This window comes from Streptomyces sp. NPDC007808 (genome assembly GCF_042868655.1).
Taxonomy (GTDB): domain Bacteria; phylum Actinomycetota; class Actinomycetes; order Streptomycetales; family Streptomycetaceae; genus Streptomyces.
The window spans coordinates 316220-338663 of the sequence record NZ_JBIAEQ010000005.1; the positions used below are offsets into that span (position 1 = coordinate 316220).

The following is a 22444-nucleotide window of genomic DNA, read 5'->3' on the forward strand; positions in this document are numbered from 1 at the left end:
GCTGCGATCAGGCGGGCAGACGGAAGTCGAGGTTACGCAGCGCCGAAGGCGTCGTACCGCCGGACTTCTCCTGGTACATGATCGACAGGAAGTGGTCCTGCCCGACGCGGGTCTCGTCGATCACGACCTCGCCGAAGGCGCTCAGCCCGGCGGCGACACCGTCGTACAGCACCGTCCAGTCCGTGTACCCGGAGGCCTTGGAGGCGCCGGCTATACGGCAGAACGGGAAGATCGCGTACGCGTTGTCGTACTTGTCCAGGATCAGCTTGGTGCGCTGGCTGGAGTTGAGCGGGACCGGGATCTCGGTCTTCTGCCAGCTGCCGGAGGCGTTCTTGCGGACGTGGAAGGCGCGGCCGTTGCGCGTCCGGTCGGCGACGTAGTTCGTGGTGCACTGGCCGAAGCGGCCGGGGACGTAGCTGATGATCGCGTGCGGCCGGCCGGCGGAGTCGGTGAACTGGCTCTCCTGGTTCATCAGGGAGTGGTCGGGGTTGAGCGGGTCCACGACCAGGCCGGCGTCGTTCACGGACACCTTGTCCGAGCCGCCGGTGACACCGACGACGGTGCCGGCGTCGTTGCGCCAGGTGCGGCCGCGGTCGTCGGAGTAGACGTAGCCGGTGTCGTGGTTGGTGATGCCGCCGCCGGAGCACATCACGGCGCCGTTCTGCTCGCGCCAGGTGAAGAAGGAGTGCAGCCTGCCGCCCCGGTCGTAGTCGATGCCGTGCAGGTACATGTTGCGGGCGGTGGAGGAGCCGTGCTCGCTGGTGTACGTCCCCGTGGAGCTGCTCCACTCGCCCAGGTCGGTCCACCTCGAACCGTCGTACTCCGCGAGGGCGTTGCGGCCGTTGCCGGAGACGGCGACCCGGTAGCTGAGCTGAAGCTTGCCGTCGGGGGTGGAGACGAACTGTGGGTAGGTGAACTGCGAGGTGAGCGCGAGGCCGTCCAGGGTGGAGCGGGGCGCGCCGAAGCGGCTCGCGGTCCAGCTCAGGCCGGCCGGATCGTCCATGAGGCCGGCGACCGACTTGACGTAGGTGAAGCCGTCGCTGTGCGAGTCCATGTTGAGGTGGAGTCGGCCGTCGACCTTGGAGATCCCCATCGAGATGACGTTGTGGGAGTCGTTGTAGCGCAGGGTATGGCCGACCTTGACCGTGGACCAGGTGTGCGAGCCGAGCGCGCGGCGGCCGACGACGGCGTTGCGGTCGGCGGTGTACCAGACGGCGTACTGGTGGCCCTTGTAGGTCAGCAGGCCGTTCTTCTGGAAGGAGTTGTTGTTGACCAGGCCGTCGTACGACACGAAGTAGATGGCCTGCGTGTCGAGCGTGGTGGTGCCGGCCAGGGTGACGGACGGGCCCGGGTCGGCGGCGCGGGCAGTACCGGAGGCGAGGGCTGGGGTCACGACGGCTCCTGCGAATGCGGCGCCCAGCAGCGTACGTCTCTTCATCTCGGGGGACTCCCTGGTCGGCGAGGTGCGTGGAGGGGCGGAGCGGGGGAAGTGGGGCGGAGCGGGGGTGTCAGGCGAGGTGGAACACGGGGGTGTCAGGCGAGGTGGAACACCTCGGTGAGCGGCTTCATCGCCTCGTCCGGTCGAGCGCCGTCGAGAGCCTCGAAGAACTCCCCCATCTCGGCCTGCCAGCGGGCGTTGACCTCGGTGGCCTCCATGGCGGCCTTCGCGGCCTCGAAGTCCTCGGTCTCCAGGTAGCCGACGAGCAGGCCGTCGTCGCGCAGGAAGAGGGAGTAGTTGTGCCAGCCGGTGGCCGAGAGCGCTTGGAGCATCTCCGGCCACACGGCGGCATGGCGTTCGCGGTACTCGGCGATCCGGTCCTCACGGACCTTGAGGAGGAAGCAGACGCGCTGCATGAAGTACCAGCTCCCGAAGGGACGAAGGGGCCTGGAGGCCCTAGAAGTTGTACTGGTCGATGTTCTCGGCGTCGAAGACGGTCGGCTTGCCGAGGCTGATCACACCGTCCTTGCCGATGGTGTAGGTCTTGTCGCCGGCCTTGAAGGTCTCGCCCTCCTTGCCGGTGATCCGGCCGGAGACCAGGGCGACGGCGGCGCGGGCGGCGAGGTCGCCGAGCTTCGCCGGGTCCCACAGCTCGAACGCCTCGACGGTGCCGTTCTTGACGTACTTGCGCATGTCGTTGGGGGTGCCGAGGCCGGTCAGCTTGACCTTGCCCTTGTACTTGGAGCCCGACAGGTACTGGGCCGCGGCCTTGATGCCGACGGTGGTCGGGGAGATGATCCCCTTCAGGTTCGGGTACTCCTGGAGCAGGCCCTGGGTCTGCTGGAAGGACTTCTGGGCGTCGTCGTCGCCGTAGGCGACCTTGACGAGCTTGATGTCCTTGTACTTCGGGTCCTGGAGCTCCTTCTTCATGAAGTCGATCCAGATGTTCTGGTTCGTCGCGGTCTGCGCGGCGGAGAGGATCGCGATCTCGCCCTTGTAGTCGATCTGTTCGGCGAGCAGCTGCACCTCGGTGCGGCCGAGGTCCTCCGCGGAGGCCTGCGAGACGAAGGCGTTGCGGCAGTCGGCGGTGGTGTCGGAGTCGTAGGTGACGACCTTGATGCCGTTCTTCATGGCCTGCTTGAGCGCGGTGCACAGGGCGCCCGGGTCCTGCGCGGAGACGGCCATCGCGTCGACCTGCTGCTGGGTGAGCGTGTTGACGTAGGAGACCTGGCCGGCGGTGTCGGTCGCGCTGGACGGGCCGACCTCCTTGTAGCTGGAACCCAGTTCCTTCAGGGCCGCCTCGCCGCCCTTGTCGGCGGAGGTGAAGTAGGGGTTGTTGACCTGCTTGGGCAGGAAGCCGACGGTCAGGCCCTTCTTCAGTTCGGCGTCGGGGTCGGCCTTGCCGCCGGCGGCGGCGGAGGCGCCCTCGTTCTTCACGTCCTCCTTGGTGGTGCCGCCGCAGGCGGTGAGGGCGAGGGCGAGGGAGGTGACGGCGGCGAGGCCGGCGGAGGCACGGCGGAGGGATGACTTGCGCATGGCGGATCCTCTTGACGAAGGTGAGTGGGTGCCCTGGGGGCGTGGGGACCGCGCGACCGGCCGCAGACGGTCCACGGTGTTCAGAACGGCCTTTCCGGCGGAGCGTTCACGCGGCTCTGCGGCCCGCCCTCGCCACCGAGATCTGGCGCGCGACCCTGGGGCCGAGCACGGAGAGGACGAGCAGGACGCCGGTGACGACGATCTGCGACTGGGCGGAGACGTCCTGGAGGCTCATCACGTTCTGCAGCGCGCCGAGCAGGAAGACTCCCGCGATCGCGCCGCCGAGCGTGCCCTTGCCCCCGTCGAAGTCGATACCGCCCAGCAGGACGGCGGCCACGACGGACAGTTCGAGACCGGTGGCGTTGTCGTAGCGGGCACTGGCGTAGTGCAGGGCCCAGAAGATGCCGGTGAGGGAGGCCATCAGACCGGTCACCGTGAACAGGATCAGCTTCTGCCGCTTGACCCGGATCCCGGCGAACCGCGCGGCCTCCTCGCTCGCGCCGATCGCGAACAAAGACCGCCCGAACGCGGTGGCGTGCAGGGCGACCACGGCGATCGCGAGCAGGACGAGGAAGGGCAGGAAGGCGTCCGGGACGAAGGTGTCACCGATGCGGCCGGCCGCGAAGTCCAGGTACGGGGTGGGGAAGTCGGTGACCGCGTTCGAGCCGAGGACGATCTGCGCGATGCCCCGGTAGGCGGCGAGGGTGCCGATGGTGACGGCGAGGGACGGCAGGCCCAGCTTGGTCACCAGCAGGCCGTTGACCAGTCCGCACCCGACGCCGAGCAGCAGACAGATCGGGATGATGGTCTCGATCGTCATGCCCTGGTTCCACAGGGCGCCCATCACGGCCCCCGAGAGCCCGGCCGTGGAGGCCACCGACAGGTCGATCTCACCGGAGACCACGAGCAGGGTCATCGGCAGGGCGACCAGCGCGATGGGCAGCGTGTTGCCGATCAGGAACGACAGGTTGAGGGCGTTGCCGAAGCCGTCGACGAATCCGAAGGACAGCAACAGGACGACGATCAGGAGGGCGCCGACGACGGTGTCCCAGCGAACGGCGCGCGCGAGCGACGAGTCAGCCATGGCGGGCGTTCCTCTTCTTCAGGGCGGAGGCCACGCGCAGCGCGACGATCCGGTCGACCGCTATGGCGAGGATGAGCAGGAGGCCGTTGATGGCGAGCACCCAGACGGAGCTGACCCCCAGGGCGGGCAGCACGCTGTTGATGGAGGTCAGCAGCAGCGCGCCGAGCGCCGCGCCGTAGACGCTGCCGGAGCCGCCGGTGAAGACCACGCCCCCGACGACGACCGCGCTGACCACGGTGAGTTCGTAGCCGTTGCCGGTGCTGGAGTCGACGTTGCCGAAGCGGGCCAGGTACAGCGCACCCGCGAGGCCGGCCAGCGCTCCGCAGAAGGTGTACGCGGCGAGGATCCGCTTGCGCACCGGGATGCCGGCCAGGCGGGCGGCCTCGGGGTTGGAGCCCAGGGCGTAGAGCTCGCGACCGCTGCCGAAGTGCTTGAGGTAGTAGGCGGTCGCGATCAGGACGGCGAGGGCGATCAGCGCCAGGTACGGCACCGCGAGGATGCCGCCGGAGCCGAAGTCGACGAAGCCGTCCGGGAGAGCGGAGGCGACGATCTGCCGGGAGCCGACCCAGATGGAGTCGATGCCGCGGATGATGTAGAGGGTGCCGAGGGTGACGACGAGGGCGGGCACCTGGCCGAGGCTGACGAGCAGGCCGTTGAGCAGACCGAAGCCGACGCCCGTCAGGACCGCCAGGAGCACGGCCACGACCGGGTTCCCGCCGCCCTGGAGGTGGACGCCGGCGGCGAAGGCGCTGATGCCGAGCGTGGAGCCGACCGAGAGGTCGACATTGCGTGTGATCACCACCAGGGACTGACCCGTGGCGACCAGGACGAGGATCGTCGCGTTCAGGAGCAGGTCCTTGATGCCCTGCTCGGTGAGGAACTGGCTGTTGCCCAGCTGGGTGACGACGATCATCACCACGAAGACGGCCAGGATGGCGAGTTCGCGCATCTTGAAGACGCGGTCGACGAGGCGGGCGCCGCTGGATTCGGGTACGTCGGTCACGGGAGTCTTTTCGGGAGTGATCACCGTCATGCGGCGGCCCTCCCGGTGGCCGCGGCCATCACGGTCTCCTCGGTGGCGTCGGAGCGCGGGATCTCGGCGGTGAGGCGGCCCTCGTGCATCACGAGCACGCGGTCGGCCATGCCGAGGATCTCGGGCAGGTCGGAGGAGATCATCAGGACGGCGACCCCGTCGGCGGCCAACTCGCCCAGGAGCCGGTGCACTTCGGCCTTGGTACCGACGTCGATGCCCCGGGTCGGTTCGTCGACGATGAGCACCTTGGGGCCGGTGGCGAGCCACTTGGCGAGGACGACCTTCTGCTGGTTGCCGCCCGACAGGGTCGACACGGCGTCGGCGATCCGGGCGTATTTCACCTGGAGTTTGACGGCCCAGTCGAGGGAGCGGCTGCGTTCGGCACCGCGGTCCATCAGCCCCGCCCTGACGGTCGTACGCAGCCCGGTGAGGCCGATGTTGCGCTCGATGGACATGTCCATCACCAGGCCCTGGGCGCGCCGGTCCTCGGGGACGAGCGCGAGGCCGGAGGCCATGGCGGTCGACGGGGCGCCGTTGGTCAGCGCCTTGCCGTCCACGGTGACCTCGCCGGCGTCCCAGCGGTCGATGCCGAACACGGCCCGCGCGACCTCGGTACGGCCCGCGCCGACGAGCCCCGCGAGACCGACGATCTCACCGCGCCGCACCTCGAAGGAGACGTCGGTGAAGACGCCCTCGCGGGTCAGGCGGCGCACGCTCAGGGCGACCTCGCCCGGCTTCACGTCCTGCTTGGGGTACAGCTCGTCGAGGTCGCGGCCGACCATGCGGCGCACGAGGTCGTCCTCTGTCATGCCGGCGAGCGGTTCGCCGGCGATCCAGGCACCGTCGCGCAGGGTGGTGACCCGCTGGCAGATCTGGAAGATCTCCTCCAGCCGGTGGGAGATGAAGAGGACGGCGGCGCCCTGTTCGCGCAGGGTGCGCACGACCGCGAAGAGGCGGGCGACCTCGCTGCCGGTGAGGGCGGCGGTCGGCTCGTCCATGATGAGGACGCGGGCGTCGAACGAGAGCGCTTTGGCGATCTCGACGATCTGCTGGTCCGCGATGGACAGGCCGCGTGCGGGGCGGTCGGGGTCGAGCTCGACGCCGAGCCGCCGCATCAGGGCGAGGGTGGCGGCGTGCGTGGCCTTGTGGTCGATCCGGCCGAGGGAGCGCTTGGGCCTGCGGCCCATGAAGATGTTCTCGGCGATCGACAGGTCCGGGAACAGGGTCGGCTCCTGGTAGATCACCGCGATGCCGGCGTCGCGGGCGTCGCCGGGGCCGTGGAAGACGACCGGCTCACCGTCGAGCAGCACCTGGCCCGCGTCGGGCCGGTGCACGCCGGCGAGCGTCTTGATGAGGGTGGACTTGCCCGCGCCGTTCTCGCCGGCGAGGGCGTGCACCTCCCCGGGGAACAGCTCCAGGGAGACGTCCCTCAGGGCGCGGACCGCGCCGAAGGACTTCGAGATGTCCCTGAGCGCGAGAACCGGGGCCGGACCCGTGGTGGACGGGTGGGTCATGGGGGCTCCTCGACGACGCCGGCGGGGCGGCCCTCCCGACGTCGTGAAAGGTTTCAACTTGGTTGGCCGGGACGTTAGACATGGAGCGCATGTCACGTCAATGGGTCCGTGTCGAAAAAGTTTCGACGGGCGAAGTAACGGTCGAGCCACGGCGAACAGGCTTGACCACGGGGGTTGACACCCCCTCGACCGACTCATACGTTCCCGTCTTGAATCGTTTCACAGCGACACCTTTCAGCACGCCTACCGTCCGACTTACGTCCCGACGTCACAGGAGCCCTTCGTGACCGAGCTCGCCGCCGTGAAGGCCGCACTCAAGACCCAGGCAGTCGAAACGCCGTCGTGGGCGTACGGGAACTCGGGGACGCGGTTCAAGGTGTTCGCCCAGCAGGGCGTTCCGCGGACACCGCAGGAGAAGGTGGACGACGCCTCGAAGGTGCACGAGTTCACCGGCGTCGCCCCCACCGTCGCCCTGCACATCCCGTGGGACTCGGTCGACGACTACTCGGCGCTGGCCAAGCACGCCGAGGAGCGCGGCGTGAAGCTGGGCGCGATCAACTCGAACACGTTCCAGGACGACGACTACCGGCTCGGCAGCATCTGCCATCCGGACGCGCGGGTGCGGCGCAAGGCCGTCGATCACCTGCTGGAGTGCGTCGACATCATGGACGCGACGGGCTCGCGGGATCTGAAGCTGTGGTTCGCGGACGGTACGAACTATCCCGGACAGGACGACATCCGGGCCCGCCAGGACCGGCTGGCCGAAGGGCTGGCCGAGGTGTACGAGCGGCTCGGGGACGGACAGCGGATGCTGCTGGAGTACAAGTTCTTCGAACCGGCCTTCTACACGACGGACGTGCCGGACTGGGGGACGGCGTACGCCCACTGCCTGAAGCTCGGACCGAAGGCGCAGGTCGTGGTGGACACCGGGCATCACGCGCCCGGCACCAACATCGAGTTCATCGTCGCGACACTGCTGCGGGAGGGCAGGCTCGGCGGGTTCGACTTCAACTCGCGCTTCTACGCGGACGACGACCTGATGGTGGGCGCCGCGGACCCGTTCCAGCTGTTCCGGATCATGTACGAGGTCGTGCGTGGGGGCGGGTTCTCCCCCGAGGTCGCGTTCATGCTCGACCAGTGCCACAACATCGAGGCGAAGATCCCGGCGATCATCCGGTCCGTGATGAACGTGCAGGAGGCCACCGCGAAGGCGCTGCTCGTCGACCGGGAGGCGTTGGCCGCGGCGCAGGCCGCCGGGGACGTGCTGGAGGCGAACGCCGTGCTGATGGACGCCTATGACACGGACGTGCGTCCGCTGCTGCGTGAGGTGCGGCAGGAGATGGGGCTGGACCCCGAGCCCATGGCGGCGTACCGGCGGTCCGGGTGGGCCGAGAAGATCGTTGCCGAGCGGGTCGGCGGGCAGCAGGCCGGGTGGGGGGCATAGGGCCTGTCGTTTGGATCAGGCCGGCGTCGCGGGGGCCGGCACGCGCATCTGCCGCATTGTCGTCGGTTGCCGATGCTCCGCATCGGCGCCCTCCTCCGCCTTGCAGCTGCACGCACCAGACCCCGCTCGGGTGGGCCGAGAGGCGCAGTTCCTCCCAGCCGACCTGATCCGAACGACAGACCCTGGGCGTCCGCCGAGATCTGTCGTCTTCGGGCTGCGGGCCGGTATGCGGCCGGTCGCGCGGCTCCCCGCGCCCCCTGAGGGCGTATCCGCACCTTCTCCCAGACAGGACCTGATGATCATGGCTCCCCATCCCGAAGCCGCCGCGCTCCTCGCCCGTTCCCACCGGCTCGGCTCCGATCCCCGCAACACCAACTACGCCGGCGGCAACGCCTCCGCCAAGGGCACCGCCACCGACCCCGTCACCGGCGGCGACGTCGAGCTGATGTGGGTCAAGGGATCCGGCGGTGACCTCGGCACGCTCACCGAGAGCGGGCTGGCAGTGCTGCGGCTGGACCGGATGCGGGCGCTCGTCGACGTCTACCCCGGCGTCGAGCGCGAGGACGAGATGGTCGCCGCCTTCGACTACTGCCTGCACGGCAGGGGCGGAGCGGCCCCCTCCATCGACACCGCCATGCACGGGCTCGTCGAGGCGGCCCACGTCGACCACCTCCACCCCGACTCCGGTATCGCGCTCGCCTGCGCCGCCGACGGGCAGAAGCTGACCGCCGAGTGCTTCGGGGACACCGTGGTGTGGGTGCCCTGGCGGCGGCCCGGGTTCCAGCTGGGGCTGGACATCGCGGCCGTGAAGGCCGCAAACCCGCAGGCCATCGGGTGTGTCCTGGGCGGGCACGGGATCACCGCCTGGGGTGACACCTCCGAGGAGTGCGAGCGCAACTCGCTGCACATCATCCGTACCGCGGAGGCGTTCCTCGCCGAGAACGGGAAGGCCGAGCCCTTCGGACCCGTCATCGCGGGATACGAGGCGCTGCCCGACGGCGAGCGCCGGGAGCGGGCCGCCGCCCTGGCGCCGTACGTCCGGGCGATCGCCTCGCAGGACAGGCCGCAGGTCGGCCACTTCGACGACTGCGCGGTCGTGCTGGACTTCGTGGCTCGGGCCGAGCACCCGCGGCTCGCCGCGCTCGGTACCTCCTGCCCCGACCACTTCCTGCGCACCAAGGTCCGGCCGCTCGTGCTGGACCTGCCGCCGACCGCCCCCCTCGACGAGGCGATCGCACGGCTCAAGGAGCTGCACGCCCGGTACCGCGAGGAGTACGCCGCCTACTACGAGCGGCACGCCGAGCCCGGCTCCCCCGCCATGCGCGGCGCCGATCCGGCGATCGTGCTGGTGCCCGGGGTGGGCATGTTCAGCTTCGGCAAGGACAAGCAGACCGCCAGGGTGGCCGGTGAGTTCTACGTCAACGCCATCAACGTGATGCGCGGCGCCGAGGCGGTCTCGACGTACGCGCCGATCGAGGAGTCCGAGAAGTTCCGCATCGAGTACTGGGCCCTTGAGGAGGCCAAGCTCCAGCGGATGCCGAAGCCCAGGCCGCTCGCCACCCGGGTCGCCCTGGTGACGGGCGCCGGCAGCGGGATCGGCAAAGCCATCGCGCGGCGGCTGGTCGCCGAGGGCGCGTGCGTGGTCGTCGCGGACCTGAACGGCGAGAACGCCGAGGCCGTCGCCGAGGAGCTGGGCGGACCTGACAAGGCCGTCGCGGTGACGGTGGACGTCACGTCCGAGGAGCAGATCGCCGACGCCTTCAAGGCCGCCATGCTGGCCTTCGGCGGGGTCGACCTCGTGGTGAACAACGCCGGTGTCTCCGTCTCCAAGCCGCTGCTGGAGACCTCGGCCGAGGACTGGGACCTCCAGCACGACATCATGGCGCGCGGCTCGTTCCTGGTGTCGCGCGAGGCCGCACGCGTGCTGATCGCGCAGGGGCTGGGCGGCGACATCGTCTACATCGCCTCCAAGAACGCCGTCTTCGCCGGGCCCAACAACATCGCCTACTCGGCCACCAAGGCCGACCAGGCCCACCAGGTACGGCTGCTGGCCGCCGAACTCGGTGAGCACGGCGTCCGCGTCAACGGGATCAACCCGGACGGCGTCGTACGCGGCTCCGGGATCTTCGCCGGTGGATGGGGGGCGCAGCGGGCCGCCGTGTACGGGGTGGAGGAGGAGAAGCTGGGCGAGTTCTACGCCCAGCGGACCATCCTCAAGCGCGAGGTGCTGCCCGAGCATGTCGCGAACGCCGTCTTCGCCCTCACCGGCGGCGACCTGACCCACACCACCGGGCTGCACATCCCGGTCGACGCCGGCGTCGCGGCCGCCTTCCTGCGGTGAGCGCGGCCGTGAAGTCGTACGCCGCGGTCGACCTCGGCGCGTCCAGCGGGCGTGTCATGGTCGGCCGCGTCGGCCCGGACTCCCTGGAGCTGGAGGAGGCCCATCGCTTCCCCAACCGTCCGGTGCGGGTGCCGGAAGGGCTGCGCTGGGACGTCCTCGCCCTGTACGCGGGGGTGCTGGACGGGTTGCGGGCCGCGGGGCGGGTCGACTCCGTCGGCATCGACAGCTGGGCCGTGGATTACGGGCTGCTGGACGCGGACGGGGCGCTGCTCGGCAATCCCGTGCACTACCGGGACTCCCGGACGGAGGGCGTCGCGGAGAAGGTGTGGGCGACCGTACCGGCGCAGGAGTTGTACGCCGCCACCGGGTCGCAGTACGCGCCCTTCAACACCCTGTACCAGCTGACGGCGGCCCGCTCGTCGGCGCAACTGGCCCATGCCAAACGTCTGTTGCTCATCCCCGACCTGATGGCGTACTGGCTCACCGGCGAGCAGGGCACCGAGCTCACCAACGCCTCGACGACCCAGCTCATCGACCCGCGCACCCGCGACTGGGCGGACGGCATCGCCGCCCGGCTGGGCATCGACCTGGGCCTGTTCGCGCCGCTGCGGCAGCCGGGCGATCTGGCGGGGCTGCTGCGCGACGAGGTGCTGGAGGAGACCGGGCTGACCGGTCCGGTGCCGGTGACGGCGGTCGGTTCGCACGACACCGCGTCCGCGGTGGCCGCCGTGCCGGCCGAGGGTGAGCGGTTCGCCTACATCTGCACCGGCACATGGTCCCTGGCGGGACTGGAGCTGGGCGCTCCCGTGCTCACCGAGGAGAGCCGGGCCGCCAACTTCACCAACGAACTGGGGCTGGACGGCACCGTCCGGTACCTGCGCAACATCATGGGGCTGTGGCTGCTCCAGGAGTGCGTACGGGCCTGGGGGGAGCCCGATCTGGGGGCCCTGCTGCTGGAGGCTTCCAAGGTGCCGGCGCTGCGGTCGGTCGTGGACGCGGGGGACGCGGCGTTCCTGGCGCCGGGCCGGATGCCGGAGCGGATCGCCGAGGCGTGCCGGGCCTCCGGGCAGCCGGTGCCCGGGTCGCCCGCCGAGATCACGCGCTGCATCCTCGACTCGCTCGCCCTCGCCCACCGGCGGGCGATCGCGCAGGCCCAGCGGCTGGCCGACCACCCGGTCGACGTCGTGCACATCGTCGGGGGCGGCACGCGCAACGCCCTGCTGTGCCAGTCGACCGCAGACGCATGCGGCCTGCCGGTGGTGGCCGGCCCGACCGAGGCCGCCGCGCTGGGGAACGTCCTCGTCCAGGCCCGGACCCACGGGCTGGTCGGCGACCTCGCCGACGGGCGGCGGCTGCTCACCCGTACGCAGCCGCTCACGCGGTACCGGCCGCGGGGCGACGCGGCACGCTGGGACAAGGCGGAGGCCCGGCTCACCCGGCGGTGAGCGGGGGACTCCCCTGGGCCACGCGTCCGCACTACCCTGCACTCATCCGATGACCGATCACGAGGAGCCGCGATGCGTGTCGCCCTGTTCCTGACCTGCGTCAACGACACGCTCTATCCGGACACCGGGCGCGCCGTGGTGAAACTGCTGACCAGGCTGGGAGTCGAGGTCGACTTCCCGATGGCCCAGACCTGCTGCGGGCAGGCCCACTACAACACCGGTTATCGCCATGAGGCCGAGCCGCTGGCCCGGCATTTCTCCGATGTATTCGGAGGGTACGAGGCGATCGTCACCCCGTCCGGGTCGTGCGGGGCGATGGTGCGGGAGCTGTATCCGCGGATGGGTGAGCGGGCGCGGGCCGAGGGACGCGGGGACGCGCTCGCGGCGACGCTCGCGCCCGTGGTGCCGAAGACGTACGAGCTCACCGAGTTCCTGGTGGACGTGTTGGGGCTGACGGACGTCGGGGCCTACTACCCGCACAAGGTGACCTACCACCCCACCTGCCACGGGCTGCGCGGGCTGGGCCTCGGCGACCGGCCCGGGCGGCTGCTGCGGGCCGTCAAGGGGCTGGAGCTGGTGGAGTTGCCGGGTGCCGAGGAGTGCTGCGGTTTCGGCGGCACCTTCGCGCTGAAGAACCCCGACGTCTCGGCGTCGATGGGCGCGGACAAGGTGCGCAACGCCGAGTCGACGGGTGCCGACGTGCTGTGCGCGGCCGACAACTCCTGTCTGATGCACATCGGCGGCACGATGGCGCGGCTCGGCACCGGCATGCGGCCGGTGCACATCGCGGAGATCCTGGCGAGCACGGAGGAGGAGCCGGCGGTATGAGCGGGACGTTCGTCGGGATGCCGGCGTTTCCCGAGGCCGCGCACGAGGCCGTGTACGACGCGACCCTGCGCGGCAATCTGCGGCACGCCACGCACACGATCCGCGCCAAGCGGGCGAAGGCCGTCGCGGAGGTGTCCGACTGGGCGGCGCTCCGGGAGGCCGGGAAGCGGATCAAGGACAATACCCTGCGTCATCTCGACCGCTACCTCGTGCAGTTGGAGGAATCGGTCACGGCGGCGGGCGGCACGGTCCACTGGGCGGCCGACGCCGACGAGGCGAACAGGATCGTGGCGGACCTGGTGAAGGCGACCGGTGAGTCGGAGGTCGTCAAGGTCAAGTCGATGGCCACGCAGGAGATCGGGCTGAACGAAGCCCTGGAGGCCGAGGGCATCCGTGCCTACGAGACGGATCTCGCCGAACTGATCGTGCAGTTGGGCAAGGACCGGCCCTCGCACATCCTGGTCCCGGCGATCCATCGCAACCGGGGTGAGATCCGGGACATCTTCCTGAGGGAGATGGGCGGGTGGGGGCGCCCGGCGCCCGACGGCCTGACCGACACCCCCGCCGAACTCGCGGAGGCGGCCCGCCTCCATCTGCGCGAGAAGTTCCTGCGCGCCAAGGTCGGCATCTCGGGCGCCAACTTCATGGTCGCCGAGACCGGAACACTGGTGGTCGTGGAGTCCGAGGGCAACGGGCGGATGTGCCTGACCCTGCCGGAGACGCTGATCTCGGTCGTCGGCATCGAGAAGACCGTGCCCACCTGGCGGGACCTGGAGGTGTTCCTGCAGACCCTGCCGCGCTCCTCCACCGCCGAGCGCATGAACCCGTACACCTCCATGTGGACCGGTACGACCGGCGAGGACGGGCCACGGGACTTCCACCTGGTCCTGCTCGACAACGGCCGCACGGACACGCTCGCCGACGAGGTCGGCCGCCAGGCCCTGCGCTGCATCCGCTGCTCGGCGTGCCTCAACGTCTGCCCGGTGTACGAGCGGGCGGGCGGGCACGCGTACGGCTCGGTCTACCCGGGTCCGATCGGCGCCATCCTCAGCCCCCAACTGCGGGGTGTGGCCAGTGAGATCGACGCGTCGCTGCCGTACGCGTCGTCGCTGTGCGGCGCCTGCTACGAGGTGTGCCCGGTCGCCATCGACATCCCCGAGGTGCTGGTGCATCTGAGAGAGCGGGTCGTTGAGGGCGGCGAGGTCACCTCGCGCGGCAACAAGGTGGTGCTGAAGCCCGCGAAGGGGCACGCCGCCGAGCGGGCCGCGATGCGTGCGGCGCGCTGGGCGTTCAGTCGGCCGGGGGCACTGCGGGCCGGTCAGCGGCTCGCCTCGCGCACCCGGCGCCTGCATCCGCGGTCGCTGCCCGGGCCGGGCAGGGCGTGGAGCGGGACCAGGGACCTGCCGACGGTGCCGCGGGAGCCGTTCCGGGACTGGTGGCAGCGTACGAACGGCGGCAAGGAGGCCGGGAAGTGAGCAGCAGGGAGCGGATCCTGGGCCGGGTGCGGCGCGCCCTGGCCGACGTACCGGAGGAGGAACGGCTCGGCGACACTCCCCCAGGGCCTGAACGGCCCGGGAGGGGTCTCCCCTACGAGCAGGCGGTGCCCCGGGACTATCTGCGCGCCCACGGGGAGCGCGGTGTCGAGGAGACGGTCAATCTGCTGGCCGAGAACCTGGCGGACTACCGGGCCGTCGTGCACCGCTGCACGGACGAGGAACTGCCCGGCCTGCTGATGCGGCTGCTGGCCGAGCGCGGCTCGCGCAGCGTGCTCGTCCCGCCGGGGTTGCCGCCGCACTGGCTGGGGGCGGTGGACGCGACCCGCGTGCACGACCGTGCCGAGAGCACCCCGCACGAACTGGACCGCGTGGACAGCGTGGTGACGGGCTGCGCGCTGGCCGTCGCCGAGACCGGCACCATCGTCCTGGACGGCTCCCCCGACCAGGGCCGTCGCCGCATCACGCTCATTCCCGACCACCACGTCTGTGTCGTACGGGTCCCCGAACAGGTCGTGGCGTCCGTGCCGCAGGCCCTCGAACGGCTCGACCCGGCCCGCCCGTCGACCTGGATCTCCGGGCCCTCGGCGACCAGCGACATCGAACTGGACCGGGTGGAGGGCGTGCACGGGCCGCGCACGCTGGAGGTCGTGCTGGTCGGCTGAGGCAGGTACCTCAGATGTCCCGCGGCTCCAGGGGCCGTACCGCCGGGCCCTGCACCACCCGGCCGTCCGGGTCGAAGCGGGAGCCGTGGCAGGGGCACTCCCAGGCGCGTTCGGCGCGGTTGAACGACACGATGCAGCCCAGGTGCGTGCACTTGGCCGAGACGGCGTGCAGCTTCCCGTCCTCGTCGCGGTGGACGGCGCAGCGCTTTCCCGAGACATGGACGACGGCGCCGTCGCCCGGCTCGATGTCGTCCACCGACGTGCGGGAGGGGCCGGGCAGGTGCTGGAGCCGGTCGCCGACGAAGTGGCGGGCCACGTCCGCCTGGTGCTTGACGAAGTCCATGCCCTCACGCAGGACGGGCGCCACGCGGCGCGGGTCGTACAGGTCGCTCCAGGTGTTGTCGTGACCGGTGATCAGATCGCACAGCAGACGGCCCGCCATGATCCCGCTGGCCATTCCCCAGCCGCCGAAGCCGGTGGCCACGTAGGTGTGCCTGCTGCCGGGGTGCAGCGGGCCCACGAGCGGCACCGAGTCGGTGGGGTCCGTGTCCTGGGTGGCCCACCGGTGAGTGAAGTCGAGGTCCCCGAACCGCTCCACCGCCCAGGAGGACAGCGCCTCGAACCGTGCCCGGACGTCGCCGCCGGTGCCCGGCGTGAAGTGCTCACCGGTGACGATGAGCAGGCGCCTGCCGTCGTCGTAGGGCGCGGTGCGCACGGAGCGGGTGTTCTGCTCGGGGGTGATGTACATGCCGGCGGGTGCGGCGGTCGCCTCGATGGGAGCGGCTACCACCAGTTCGCGGCGGGCCGACAGCCGGGTGAACAGCAGCGCGCGGTCGAAGACCGGGTAGTGGGTGGCGACCACGACGGACCGCGCGCTCACCTTCACACCGTCCTCGGTGGTCAGCACGCAGGGCTCCCCCTCGGAGAGTGCGACCACGCGGGTGCGCTCGTGCACACGGCCTCCGAGTCGGCGCAGGTCCTCGACCAGTCCCAGCAGGTACTTGCGGGGGTGGAACTGCGCCTGCCCCTCGACCCGGACCGCACCGGCGACCGGGAACGGCAGGTCCGTGTCGGTGACGTACTCGGCGGTCAGGCCCGCCTCCCGGGCCGCGGCGGCCTCGGCCCGCAGCTCGTCGGTACGGTCGCCGTCCTCGGCGTAGGTGTACGCCGCCGTCTCCTCCCAGTCGCACTCGATGCCGAGGGCGTCCGCGGTCTCGGCGGCATGCCGGATCGCGTCCGTCTGGGAGGCCGCGAACAAGCGGGCCCCGTCCTTGCCGCGGGTGCGGCGGAGCCGGTCGTAGATGAGGGTGTGCTGGGCGCTGACCTTGGCGGTGGTGTGCCCGGTGACGCCGGCGGCGACGCGGTCCGCTTCCAGCAGTGCGACGGAGTGGCCGCGCCGGGTCAGCTCCCAGGCCGTGCTGATCCCGGCGATGCCGGCGCCCACGACGGCGACCTCGACGGTCAGGTCGCCGTCCGGCGGGGGTGCGAGGTCGCCGGGCGGTGCCGTCTCGATCCAGTACGACGTGGGGGTACGGGCCTGATCGTCCATGGCTGCCGAGTTCCCCCGGACCGGCTCGGCCACACGACGGTGCTCCGATCGGGCGACGGCGCAGGTCGGCGTGCCGGGGCTGCCCTTGGCCCCCGGCGGATGCCCCCTGGGGGTGTCCCCAGTACACCTGCTTGCGGTGACCGGTCAGTGCGGTCGCGGTGGCATCCTGACGCGGCCTCGGGACCCGGGGCGGCGGCTGCGGCGGCCGCCCTTCGGCTTCGCGGCCGGGACCGGGTGACAGAGCGGGTGAACAAGCGCTTAGATAGGTCTCCTGCCCCATGGTTGCCGTCGAGCGGGAGGCCCCGTGTTCACATCCGTCGACGACGTCTGCGCACGTCTGGCCGAGACCGGCTATCTGGCCTCGCCCGCGGTCGCCACGACCGTCTTCCTCGCCGACCGCCTCGGCAAACCGCTGCTGGTGGAGGGCCCCGCCGGGGTCGGCAAGACCGAGCTCGCCAAGGCCGTGGCCGAGGTCGCCGGGGCGCGACTGGTGCGCCTGCAGTGCTACGAGGGGGTCGACGAGTCCCGGGCGCTGTACGAGTGGAACCACGCCAAACAGCTCCTGCGCATCAGCGCGGGCCGCGACGAGACGTGGGACGAGACGCGCACGGACATCTTCAGCGAGGAGTTCCTGCTCACCCGGCCCCTGCTCACGGCCATCCGCGGGGACGACCCCAAGGTGCTGCTGATCGACGAGACGGACAAGGCCGACGTCGAGGTGGAGGGCCTGCTCCTGGAGGTGCTCAGCGACTTCCAGGTCACCGTCCCCGAACTGGGCACCATCACCGCGACCCGGCGCCCCTTCGTCGTCCTCACCTCCAACGCGAGCCGCGAGCTGTCCGAGGCGCTGCGCCGCCGCTGCCTGTTCCTGCACATCGGCTTCCCGGACGAGGAGCTGGAGCGCCGGATCGTACGGCTGAAGGTGCCGGGCCTGGACGAGGCGCTGGCCCGCTCGGTCGTCCGGGTCGTGGGCGCGTTGCGGGCGATGGACCTGCGGAAGGTGCCGTCGGTCGCCGAGACCATCGACTGGGCCCGGACGCTTCTGGCGCTCGGCGCCGACAGCCTGGACGAGACGCTCGTACGGGACAGCCTCGGCGTGCTCCTCAAGCACCAGGACGACATCCTCAAGGCGACCGCCAAGCTCGACCTGGACTCCTTGTGACCACGCCCGCGGGGGTCGCGGATCGGCTGACGTCCTTCGTCGGGGCGCTGCGCGCGCACGGCATCCGGATCGGCACGGCCGAGACGGTGGACGCGGCGCGCGCGATGGAGGCGCTCGGCCTCACGGACCGGGAGCTGCTGCGCGAGGGCCTGGCGGCGACGCTGCTGCACGGCCCCGGCGGGCGGCAGGTGTTCGACCCGGTCTTCGACCTGTACTTCCCGCGCGGGGTGGGCGGCCCCGAGCAGGAGGCCGCCGGACGGGACGACCTGCGTGACCGGCTGGCGGACGCGCTCGCCGCCGACGACCGGGCGATGCTGGGGCGGCTGGCGGTCGAGGCCGTCGACGGCTTCGGCGGGTACGGTTCCTCGCCGGAGTCGGACGGTTGGTCGTCGTACCAGGCGCTGGAGCGGCTGCGTCCGCAGACGCTGCTCGCCCGTGTGCGCGACGGCGTCCGTGGGCAGGGCGGGAGCGCGGGGTTCGCCGACCGGCTGCTGGAGGACGAGATCCGGCGGCGTATCGAGGTGTTCCGGGCGCTGGTGGCGGCGGAGGCGCGGCGCCGGGTCGCCGAGCGGCGCGGCCGGGACGAGATCGCCCGGCGGGCGGTGGCGCCGACCGCCGACCGCGTCGACTTCCTGTTCGCCGCGAAGCCCCAACTGGACGAGCTGCGCAGGACGGTGCAGCCGCTCGCCCGCAAGCTCGCCACCCGGCTCGCCGCCCGTCGCCGCCGTGCCTCCCGGGGCACCATCGACCTGCGGCGGACCCTGCGCGGTTCGCTCTCCACGGGCGGGGTGCCGATGAAGCCGGTGCTGCGCAGGCGGCGTCCCGTGCGGCCCGAACTGGTGCTGCTGTGCGATGTGTCGGGCTCGGTGTCCGGGTTCTCGGACTTCACGATGCTGCTGGTGCAGGCGCTGCACGACCAGTTCAGCAAGGTGCGCGTGTTCGCCTTCGTCAACCGGATCGACGAGGTGACGGGGCTGTTGCGGCACGGCACCGCCGACCCGGAAGGGCTCGGCGCCCGCATCCGGGCGGAGGCCACGCTGACGGGCTGGCACGGCAGCAGCGACTACGGCATGGCGCTGGGCGAGTTCGCGGAGCGGCACGGCGACGTGGTCGGTCCGCGCACGACCGTCTTCGTCCTCGGTGACGCCCGTACGAACATGAGCGACCCGAACCTGCCGGCCGTCCGGCAGATCGCGCAGCGGGCGCGCCGCGTCTACTGGTTGAACCCCGAGCAGCGATCCCGCTGGGGCACGGGGGACTCCGCCGCTCCTGTCTACGCCGAGCTGGTGGAGATGCACGAGTGCCGCACGGTCCGGCAGCTCAGTGCGCTGGTGGCACGGCTGCTGCCGGTGTGAGCGCCGGGCTCCGCGTGTGACGGGGCCAAGTGCGCCCTCCTACGGGTGAGGTGAGGGTCCGGCCCCGAGGAAAATCAGGGTGCGTCCCGGATACGCGGTCGCGCGGTGCCTTTCTACTCTCTTGGGTGACGGAGGGGGCCGCATGAAGGCAGTGGTGCAGGACCGGTACGGCTCGGTGGACGCGCTGGAGTTCAGGGACGTCGCCACGCCGGTTCCCGGGGACGACGAGGTGCTGGTGCGGGTGCGCGCGGCCTCGGTCAACGCCTACGACTGGCATCTGATGCACGGCGACCCGAAGATCGCCCGCCTCGTCCTCGGCGTCAGCGGGCCGAAGGCCAGGATCCGGGGACGGGACTTCGCCGGCCGGGTGGAAGCTGTGGGGCGTGAGGTCGTGGGGTGCGCGCCCGGTGACGAGGTGTTCGGCGAGGCGGACGGCGCGTTCGCGGAGTTCGTGTGCGCCAAGGGCAGCATGGTGGGCCCGAAGCCGGCCAACCTGACCTTCGAGCAGGCGGCCGCGATGCCGCTGGCGGCGAACACCGCCCTCGTGGGACTGCGTGACGTGGCCGGGGTGCGGCGGGGGCAGACGGTCCTGGTCAACGGGGCGTCGGGGGGCGTGGGAACGTTCGCCGTGCAACTGGCCAGGGCCTACGGTGCGGAGGTGACCGCGGTGTGCAGCACCAGGAACGTGGACCTGGTCCGCTCGCTCGGCGCGGCCCACGTCGTCGACTACACGCGCGAGGACTTCACCCGGGCGGGCCGACGCTACGACGTCGTGCTGGACCTGGTGGGCAACCACTCGCTGACCGGGTTGCGGCGCGCGCTTACTCCCACCGGCACGCTGGTGCTGTCCGGTGGCGGGGTCTACGAGGGCGGCAGTGTGCTCGGGCCGATGGGGCTGTTCTTCAAAAGGCGCCTCGCGGCGCCCTTCACACGCCGGCGGTTGCGCGAACTCCCGGCCGAGCAGACCAGGGCGAACCTCGCGACGCTGCGGGAACTGGCCGAGAGCGGCACCATCGCCCCGGTCGTCGAGCGGACCTATCCGCTCAGCGAAGCGGCCGAGGCGATCCGGTACGTGCAGGTGGAGCACGCGCGCGCGAAAGTCGTCGTCACCGTGTGAGCCGTCGTCGCGCGGTCGTCGCCGCGCGAGGGTCGTCGGGTGGTCGTCGGGCCTACTTCTTCGCGTACTCCCTCGCCGTCTGCCCCTGGAAGTCGTAGAGCACGACCTGCTCGTCGCCCACGACCCACGCGTCGTGTCCGGGGGAGCAGACGAAGACGTCGCCGGGGCCGACGTCGGTCTCCCCGCCGTCGTCCATGCGGATGTGCATGTGTCCCTGGAGCACGTAGCAGTTGTGGTGCATCTGGCAGCTCTCGGTGCCCGCGATCGGGCCCACCGACTCGGTCCAGCGCCAGCCGGGCTCGAAGGTCGCCACGGCGAAGTCGAGGTCCGTCATATGGACGGCTTCCAGGTGCCCTTGCGGGAAATCACGCTGCTCGTCCGGCTTGTCGAGGGGCTTCACTTCCAACATGGCGCTCTCCCTTCCGGCCGCGGTCGTTCGCGGCCGGGGGCCGGTCTCCCCGGCGGCCCTGGGCACCGCCGTAGTAGGCGCCCGGTCCTCTACCCATCCATCCTCCGCCCGTCCACCGAGGGCCGCCATTCGGGGGAATGCCCGCTCAGCGCCCGCTCAGCGCCCGCTCAGCGCCCGTTCGCGCAGAGCTCGGCGAAGCGCGCCACGTCGACGTTGCCTCCGGAGACGATCACCCCGACCCGGCGCGGGAGCGGGCCCGTCCGGCCGGTGAGCAGGGCGGCCAGCGGGGTGGCCCCACTGGGCTCGACGACGATCTTCAGCCGCTCGAAGGCGAACCGCATCGCGTCCCGGATCTCGTCGTCGCCGACCAGCGCGATCCCGTCGACGAGCCGCCGGTTGACGGAGAAGGTGAGCTCTCCCGGCGTGCGCAGGGCCTGACCGTCGGCGATGGTGCGCGGCACCGGGACGCTCACGCGCCGCCCTGCCTCCAGGGACCGCTTGGTGTCGTCGCCGGCCTCCGGTTCGACACCGATCACCCGGGCGTGGGGACGCAGGCTCTTGACGACCGTGGCGCTGCCCGCGATCAGCCCGCCGCCACCGACCGGCACGACCAGTTGGTCCAGCTCCCCCACCTCTTCGAGGAGTTCGAGGGCCGCGGTGCCCTGCCCTGCCATGACGTGCGGATGCTCGTAGGGCGGGATGAGGGCGAGGCCGCGCTCGGCGGCCAGGGCTTCCCCGATCGCGACGCGGTCGCCGGTGTAGCGGTCGTAGGTGACGATCTCCGCGCCGTAGCCGAGGGTCGCCTCCCGCTTGGACGGCGGGGCGTCCTCCGGCATGACGATCACGGCGGTGGTCCCGAGTTCCCGGGCGGCCAGGGCGACGGCCTGGGCGTGGTTCCCGGAGGAGTACGCGGCGATGCCCCGGGCCAGCTGCCCCGGGTCGAGCCGGGAGGCGGCGTTGTAGGCGCCGCGGAACTTGAACGCGCCGACGCGCTGGAAGTTCTCGCACTTGAGGAAGACCTCGGCGCCGACGCGTTCGTCGAGCGTGCGTGAGCGCAGCACCGGCGTGCGGTGCGCCACGCCCTTGAGGCGCGCGGCGGCATCGCGTACGTCGTCGAGGGTGATCGGCGGGGTGTCGGTCGTCACGCGGGTCCTCCGGGGGGTGTCGTGTCGGGAGAGGCGCGGTCCGCCGTCGAGCCGGATCCGGCGCGCGCCTGGGACAGATAGCTGTAGGCGGAGGCGCGGGAGATGCCGAGCCGTGCCGCGACCTGTTCGATCGCGCGCCGCACGGCGAACACGCCCCGGGCGTCAAGGCCGCGGAACAGCTCCAGTCGCTGCGCGCGGTCGAGCGCCGCCCAGCTGCCGTTCTGCCGCAGCCGGTGGGCGTCGAGGATGGCGTCGACGACGGAGTCGATGTCGTTGCCGAAGGCGGTGACCGGTACCTCGGCCGGGGTCTCGCCGAGGCCGGCGAGGGCACCGAGCAGGGTGTGGGCCTCGCTCACCGCGGTGATGTCCAGGTTGACGCAGAGGGCGCCGAACACGGTGCCCGTGGAGTCCCGCAGCACCATCGTGGACGCCTTGACCAGCTTGCCGTCACGGGTCCGGGTCACGTAGTTCAGCTCGTCGCGCGCCTCGTCCCCGCGGGCGACGATCCGCATGCCGATCTCGCTCATCGCCCCGCCGACGGCCCGCCCGGTCACCGAACCGGCCACCGCCACGACGGACTTCTCCGGCCGCCGGTAGTCGTGCAGAACCACCTCGCACATCGGCCCGAACGTCGCCACGAGCCCGTCGACGACCGGCCTCAGCGCCGCGACGATCGCGTCCCGCTCGGATTCCAGCGCGGCCGACATCACTACTCTCCCGTCACCTCGTCCCGGCTTCCTCCGCCGAGCCGATTTCTAGACTACACGTCCAAGGTCTGTACGCACAGTCCAAGCACGGGTCCAGCCGGTCGCCCGCCCGGCGACAACCGGCCCGCCCGGCGGCGCAGTCGACCACAGCACCCCGCGAACCGGCACCGGGCACCTCG

19 protein-coding genes are annotated in these 22444 nt (G+C 71.3%); 9 read left to right on the plus strand and 10 right to left on the minus strand.

The genetic code is table 11. The features are described 5' to 3' along the window. Nucleotides 1–7 precede the first annotated feature (7 nt). From ACFYNL_RS20585 to ACFYNL_RS20610, 6 genes are all read right to left on the minus strand, one after another. The gene (locus ACFYNL_RS20585) at nucleotides 8–1438 is read right to left on the minus strand and encodes a BNR repeat-containing protein (protein WP_388805372.1); all 1431 of its coding nucleotides are present in this window, start codon (nucleotides 1436–1438) and stop codon (nucleotides 8–10) included. 95 nt (nucleotides 1439–1533) lie between these two features. Continuing rightward, a complete protein-coding gene (locus ACFYNL_RS20590; protein WP_388805375.1) occupies nucleotides 1534–1854 on the minus strand; it encodes an L-rhamnose mutarotase in 321 nt (106 codons plus the stop codon). A 40-nt stretch (nucleotides 1855–1894) separates the two neighbouring features. Continuing rightward, nucleotides 1895–2974, minus strand: coding sequence for a rhamnose ABC transporter substrate-binding protein (gene rhaS / locus ACFYNL_RS20595; RefSeq protein ID WP_388805378.1), 1080 nt, complete (start codon nucleotides 2972–2974; stop codon nucleotides 1895–1897). A 106-nt stretch (nucleotides 2975–3080) separates the two neighbouring features. Further along, nucleotides 3081–4058, minus strand: coding sequence for an ABC transporter permease (locus tag ACFYNL_RS20600; RefSeq protein WP_388805381.1), 978 nt, complete (start codon nucleotides 4056–4058; stop codon nucleotides 3081–3083). Beyond that, complete coding sequence (locus ACFYNL_RS20605) at nucleotides 4051–5091, minus strand: ABC transporter permease (protein WP_388805384.1); 1041 nt, start codon at nucleotides 5089–5091, stop codon at nucleotides 4051–4053. The genes ACFYNL_RS20600 and ACFYNL_RS20605 overlap by 8 nt, the downstream gene beginning before the upstream one ends. Next, complete coding sequence (locus ACFYNL_RS20610; RefSeq protein ID WP_388805387.1) at nucleotides 5088–6605, minus strand: sugar ABC transporter ATP-binding protein; 1518 nt, start codon at nucleotides 6603–6605, stop codon at nucleotides 5088–5090. The genes ACFYNL_RS20605 and ACFYNL_RS20610 overlap by 4 nt, the downstream gene beginning before the upstream one ends. A gap of 283 nt (nucleotides 6606–6888) precedes the next feature. On the opposite strand from ACFYNL_RS20610, the gene rhaI reads away from it, so the two are divergent. The 6 genes from rhaI to ACFYNL_RS20640 all read left to right on the plus strand — a co-directional run bounded on the left by rhaI (nucleotide 6889) and on the right by ACFYNL_RS20640 (nucleotide 14821). Further along, nucleotides 6889–8049, plus strand: coding sequence for an L-rhamnose isomerase (rhaI, locus tag ACFYNL_RS20615; protein WP_388805390.1), 1161 nt, complete (start codon nucleotides 6889–6891; stop codon nucleotides 8047–8049). A gap of 301 nt (nucleotides 8050–8350) precedes the next feature. Further along, entirely contained in the window at nucleotides 8351–10390 is a 2040-nt protein-coding gene (locus ACFYNL_RS20620; RefSeq protein WP_388805393.1) for a bifunctional aldolase/short-chain dehydrogenase, read from the plus strand. Further along, entirely contained in the window at nucleotides 10387–11835 is a 1449-nt protein-coding gene (locus tag ACFYNL_RS20625) for a rhamnulokinase family protein (RefSeq protein WP_388805396.1), read from the plus strand. Before ACFYNL_RS20620 ends, ACFYNL_RS20625 begins: the two co-directional genes overlap by 4 nt. 72 nt (nucleotides 11836–11907) lie before the next feature. Then, nucleotides 11908–12663, plus strand: a complete 756-nt coding sequence (locus ACFYNL_RS20630) for a (Fe-S)-binding protein (RefSeq protein WP_388805399.1) — start codon at nucleotides 11908–11910, stop codon at nucleotides 12661–12663. Further along, nucleotides 12660–14138, plus strand: coding sequence for a LutB/LldF family L-lactate oxidation iron-sulfur protein (locus ACFYNL_RS20635; protein WP_388805402.1), 1479 nt, complete (start codon nucleotides 12660–12662; stop codon nucleotides 14136–14138). The genes ACFYNL_RS20630 and ACFYNL_RS20635 overlap by 4 nt, the downstream gene beginning before the upstream one ends. Further along, a complete protein-coding gene (locus ACFYNL_RS20640; RefSeq protein WP_388805405.1) occupies nucleotides 14135–14821 on the plus strand; it encodes a lactate utilization protein C in 687 nt (228 codons plus the stop codon). The genes ACFYNL_RS20635 and ACFYNL_RS20640 overlap by 4 nt, the downstream gene beginning before the upstream one ends. Before the next feature lie 10 nt (nucleotides 14822–14831). Here the strand turns inward: ACFYNL_RS20640 and ACFYNL_RS20645 are convergent, their stop codons facing one another. Further along, nucleotides 14832–16370: an FAD-dependent oxidoreductase gene (locus ACFYNL_RS20645; RefSeq protein WP_388805408.1), complete on the minus strand. Its 1539-nt coding sequence runs from the start codon at nucleotides 16368–16370 to the stop codon at nucleotides 14832–14834. A 304-nt stretch (nucleotides 16371–16674) separates the two neighbouring features. Between ACFYNL_RS20645 and ACFYNL_RS20650 the strand changes: the two genes are divergently transcribed. The 3 genes from ACFYNL_RS20650 to ACFYNL_RS20660 all read left to right on the plus strand — a co-directional run bounded on the left by ACFYNL_RS20650 (nucleotide 16675) and on the right by ACFYNL_RS20660 (nucleotide 20004). Next, entirely contained in the window at nucleotides 16675–17532 is an 858-nt protein-coding gene (locus ACFYNL_RS20650; protein ID WP_388805411.1) for an AAA family ATPase, read from the plus strand. Then, on the plus strand, nucleotides 17529–18887 hold the full coding sequence (locus ACFYNL_RS20655; protein WP_388805414.1) for a VWA domain-containing protein: 1359 nt from the start codon (nucleotides 17529–17531) through the stop codon (nucleotides 18885–18887). Before ACFYNL_RS20650 ends, ACFYNL_RS20655 begins: the two co-directional genes overlap by 4 nt. A gap of 142 nt (nucleotides 18888–19029) precedes the next feature. Further along, nucleotides 19030–20004: an NAD(P)-dependent alcohol dehydrogenase gene (locus ACFYNL_RS20660; RefSeq protein WP_388805417.1), complete on the plus strand. Its 975-nt coding sequence runs from the start codon at nucleotides 19030–19032 to the stop codon at nucleotides 20002–20004. A gap of 52 nt (nucleotides 20005–20056) precedes the next feature. Here the strand turns inward: ACFYNL_RS20660 and ACFYNL_RS20665 are convergent, their stop codons facing one another. The 3 genes from ACFYNL_RS20665 to ACFYNL_RS20675 form a co-directional block, all read right to left on the minus strand. Then, nucleotides 20057–20413, minus strand: a complete 357-nt coding sequence (locus tag ACFYNL_RS20665) for a cupin domain-containing protein (protein ID WP_388805420.1) — start codon at nucleotides 20411–20413, stop codon at nucleotides 20057–20059. A 167-nt stretch (nucleotides 20414–20580) separates the two neighbouring features. Further along, entirely contained in the window at nucleotides 20581–21558 is a 978-nt protein-coding gene (locus tag ACFYNL_RS20670; protein ID WP_388805423.1) for a threo-3-hydroxy-L-aspartate ammonia-lyase, read from the minus strand. Next, nucleotides 21555–22265, minus strand: a complete 711-nt coding sequence (locus ACFYNL_RS20675; RefSeq protein WP_388805426.1) for a transcriptional regulator — start codon at nucleotides 22263–22265, stop codon at nucleotides 21555–21557. The genes ACFYNL_RS20670 and ACFYNL_RS20675 overlap by 4 nt, the downstream gene beginning before the upstream one ends. Nucleotides 22266–22444: the final 179 nt, after the last annotated feature.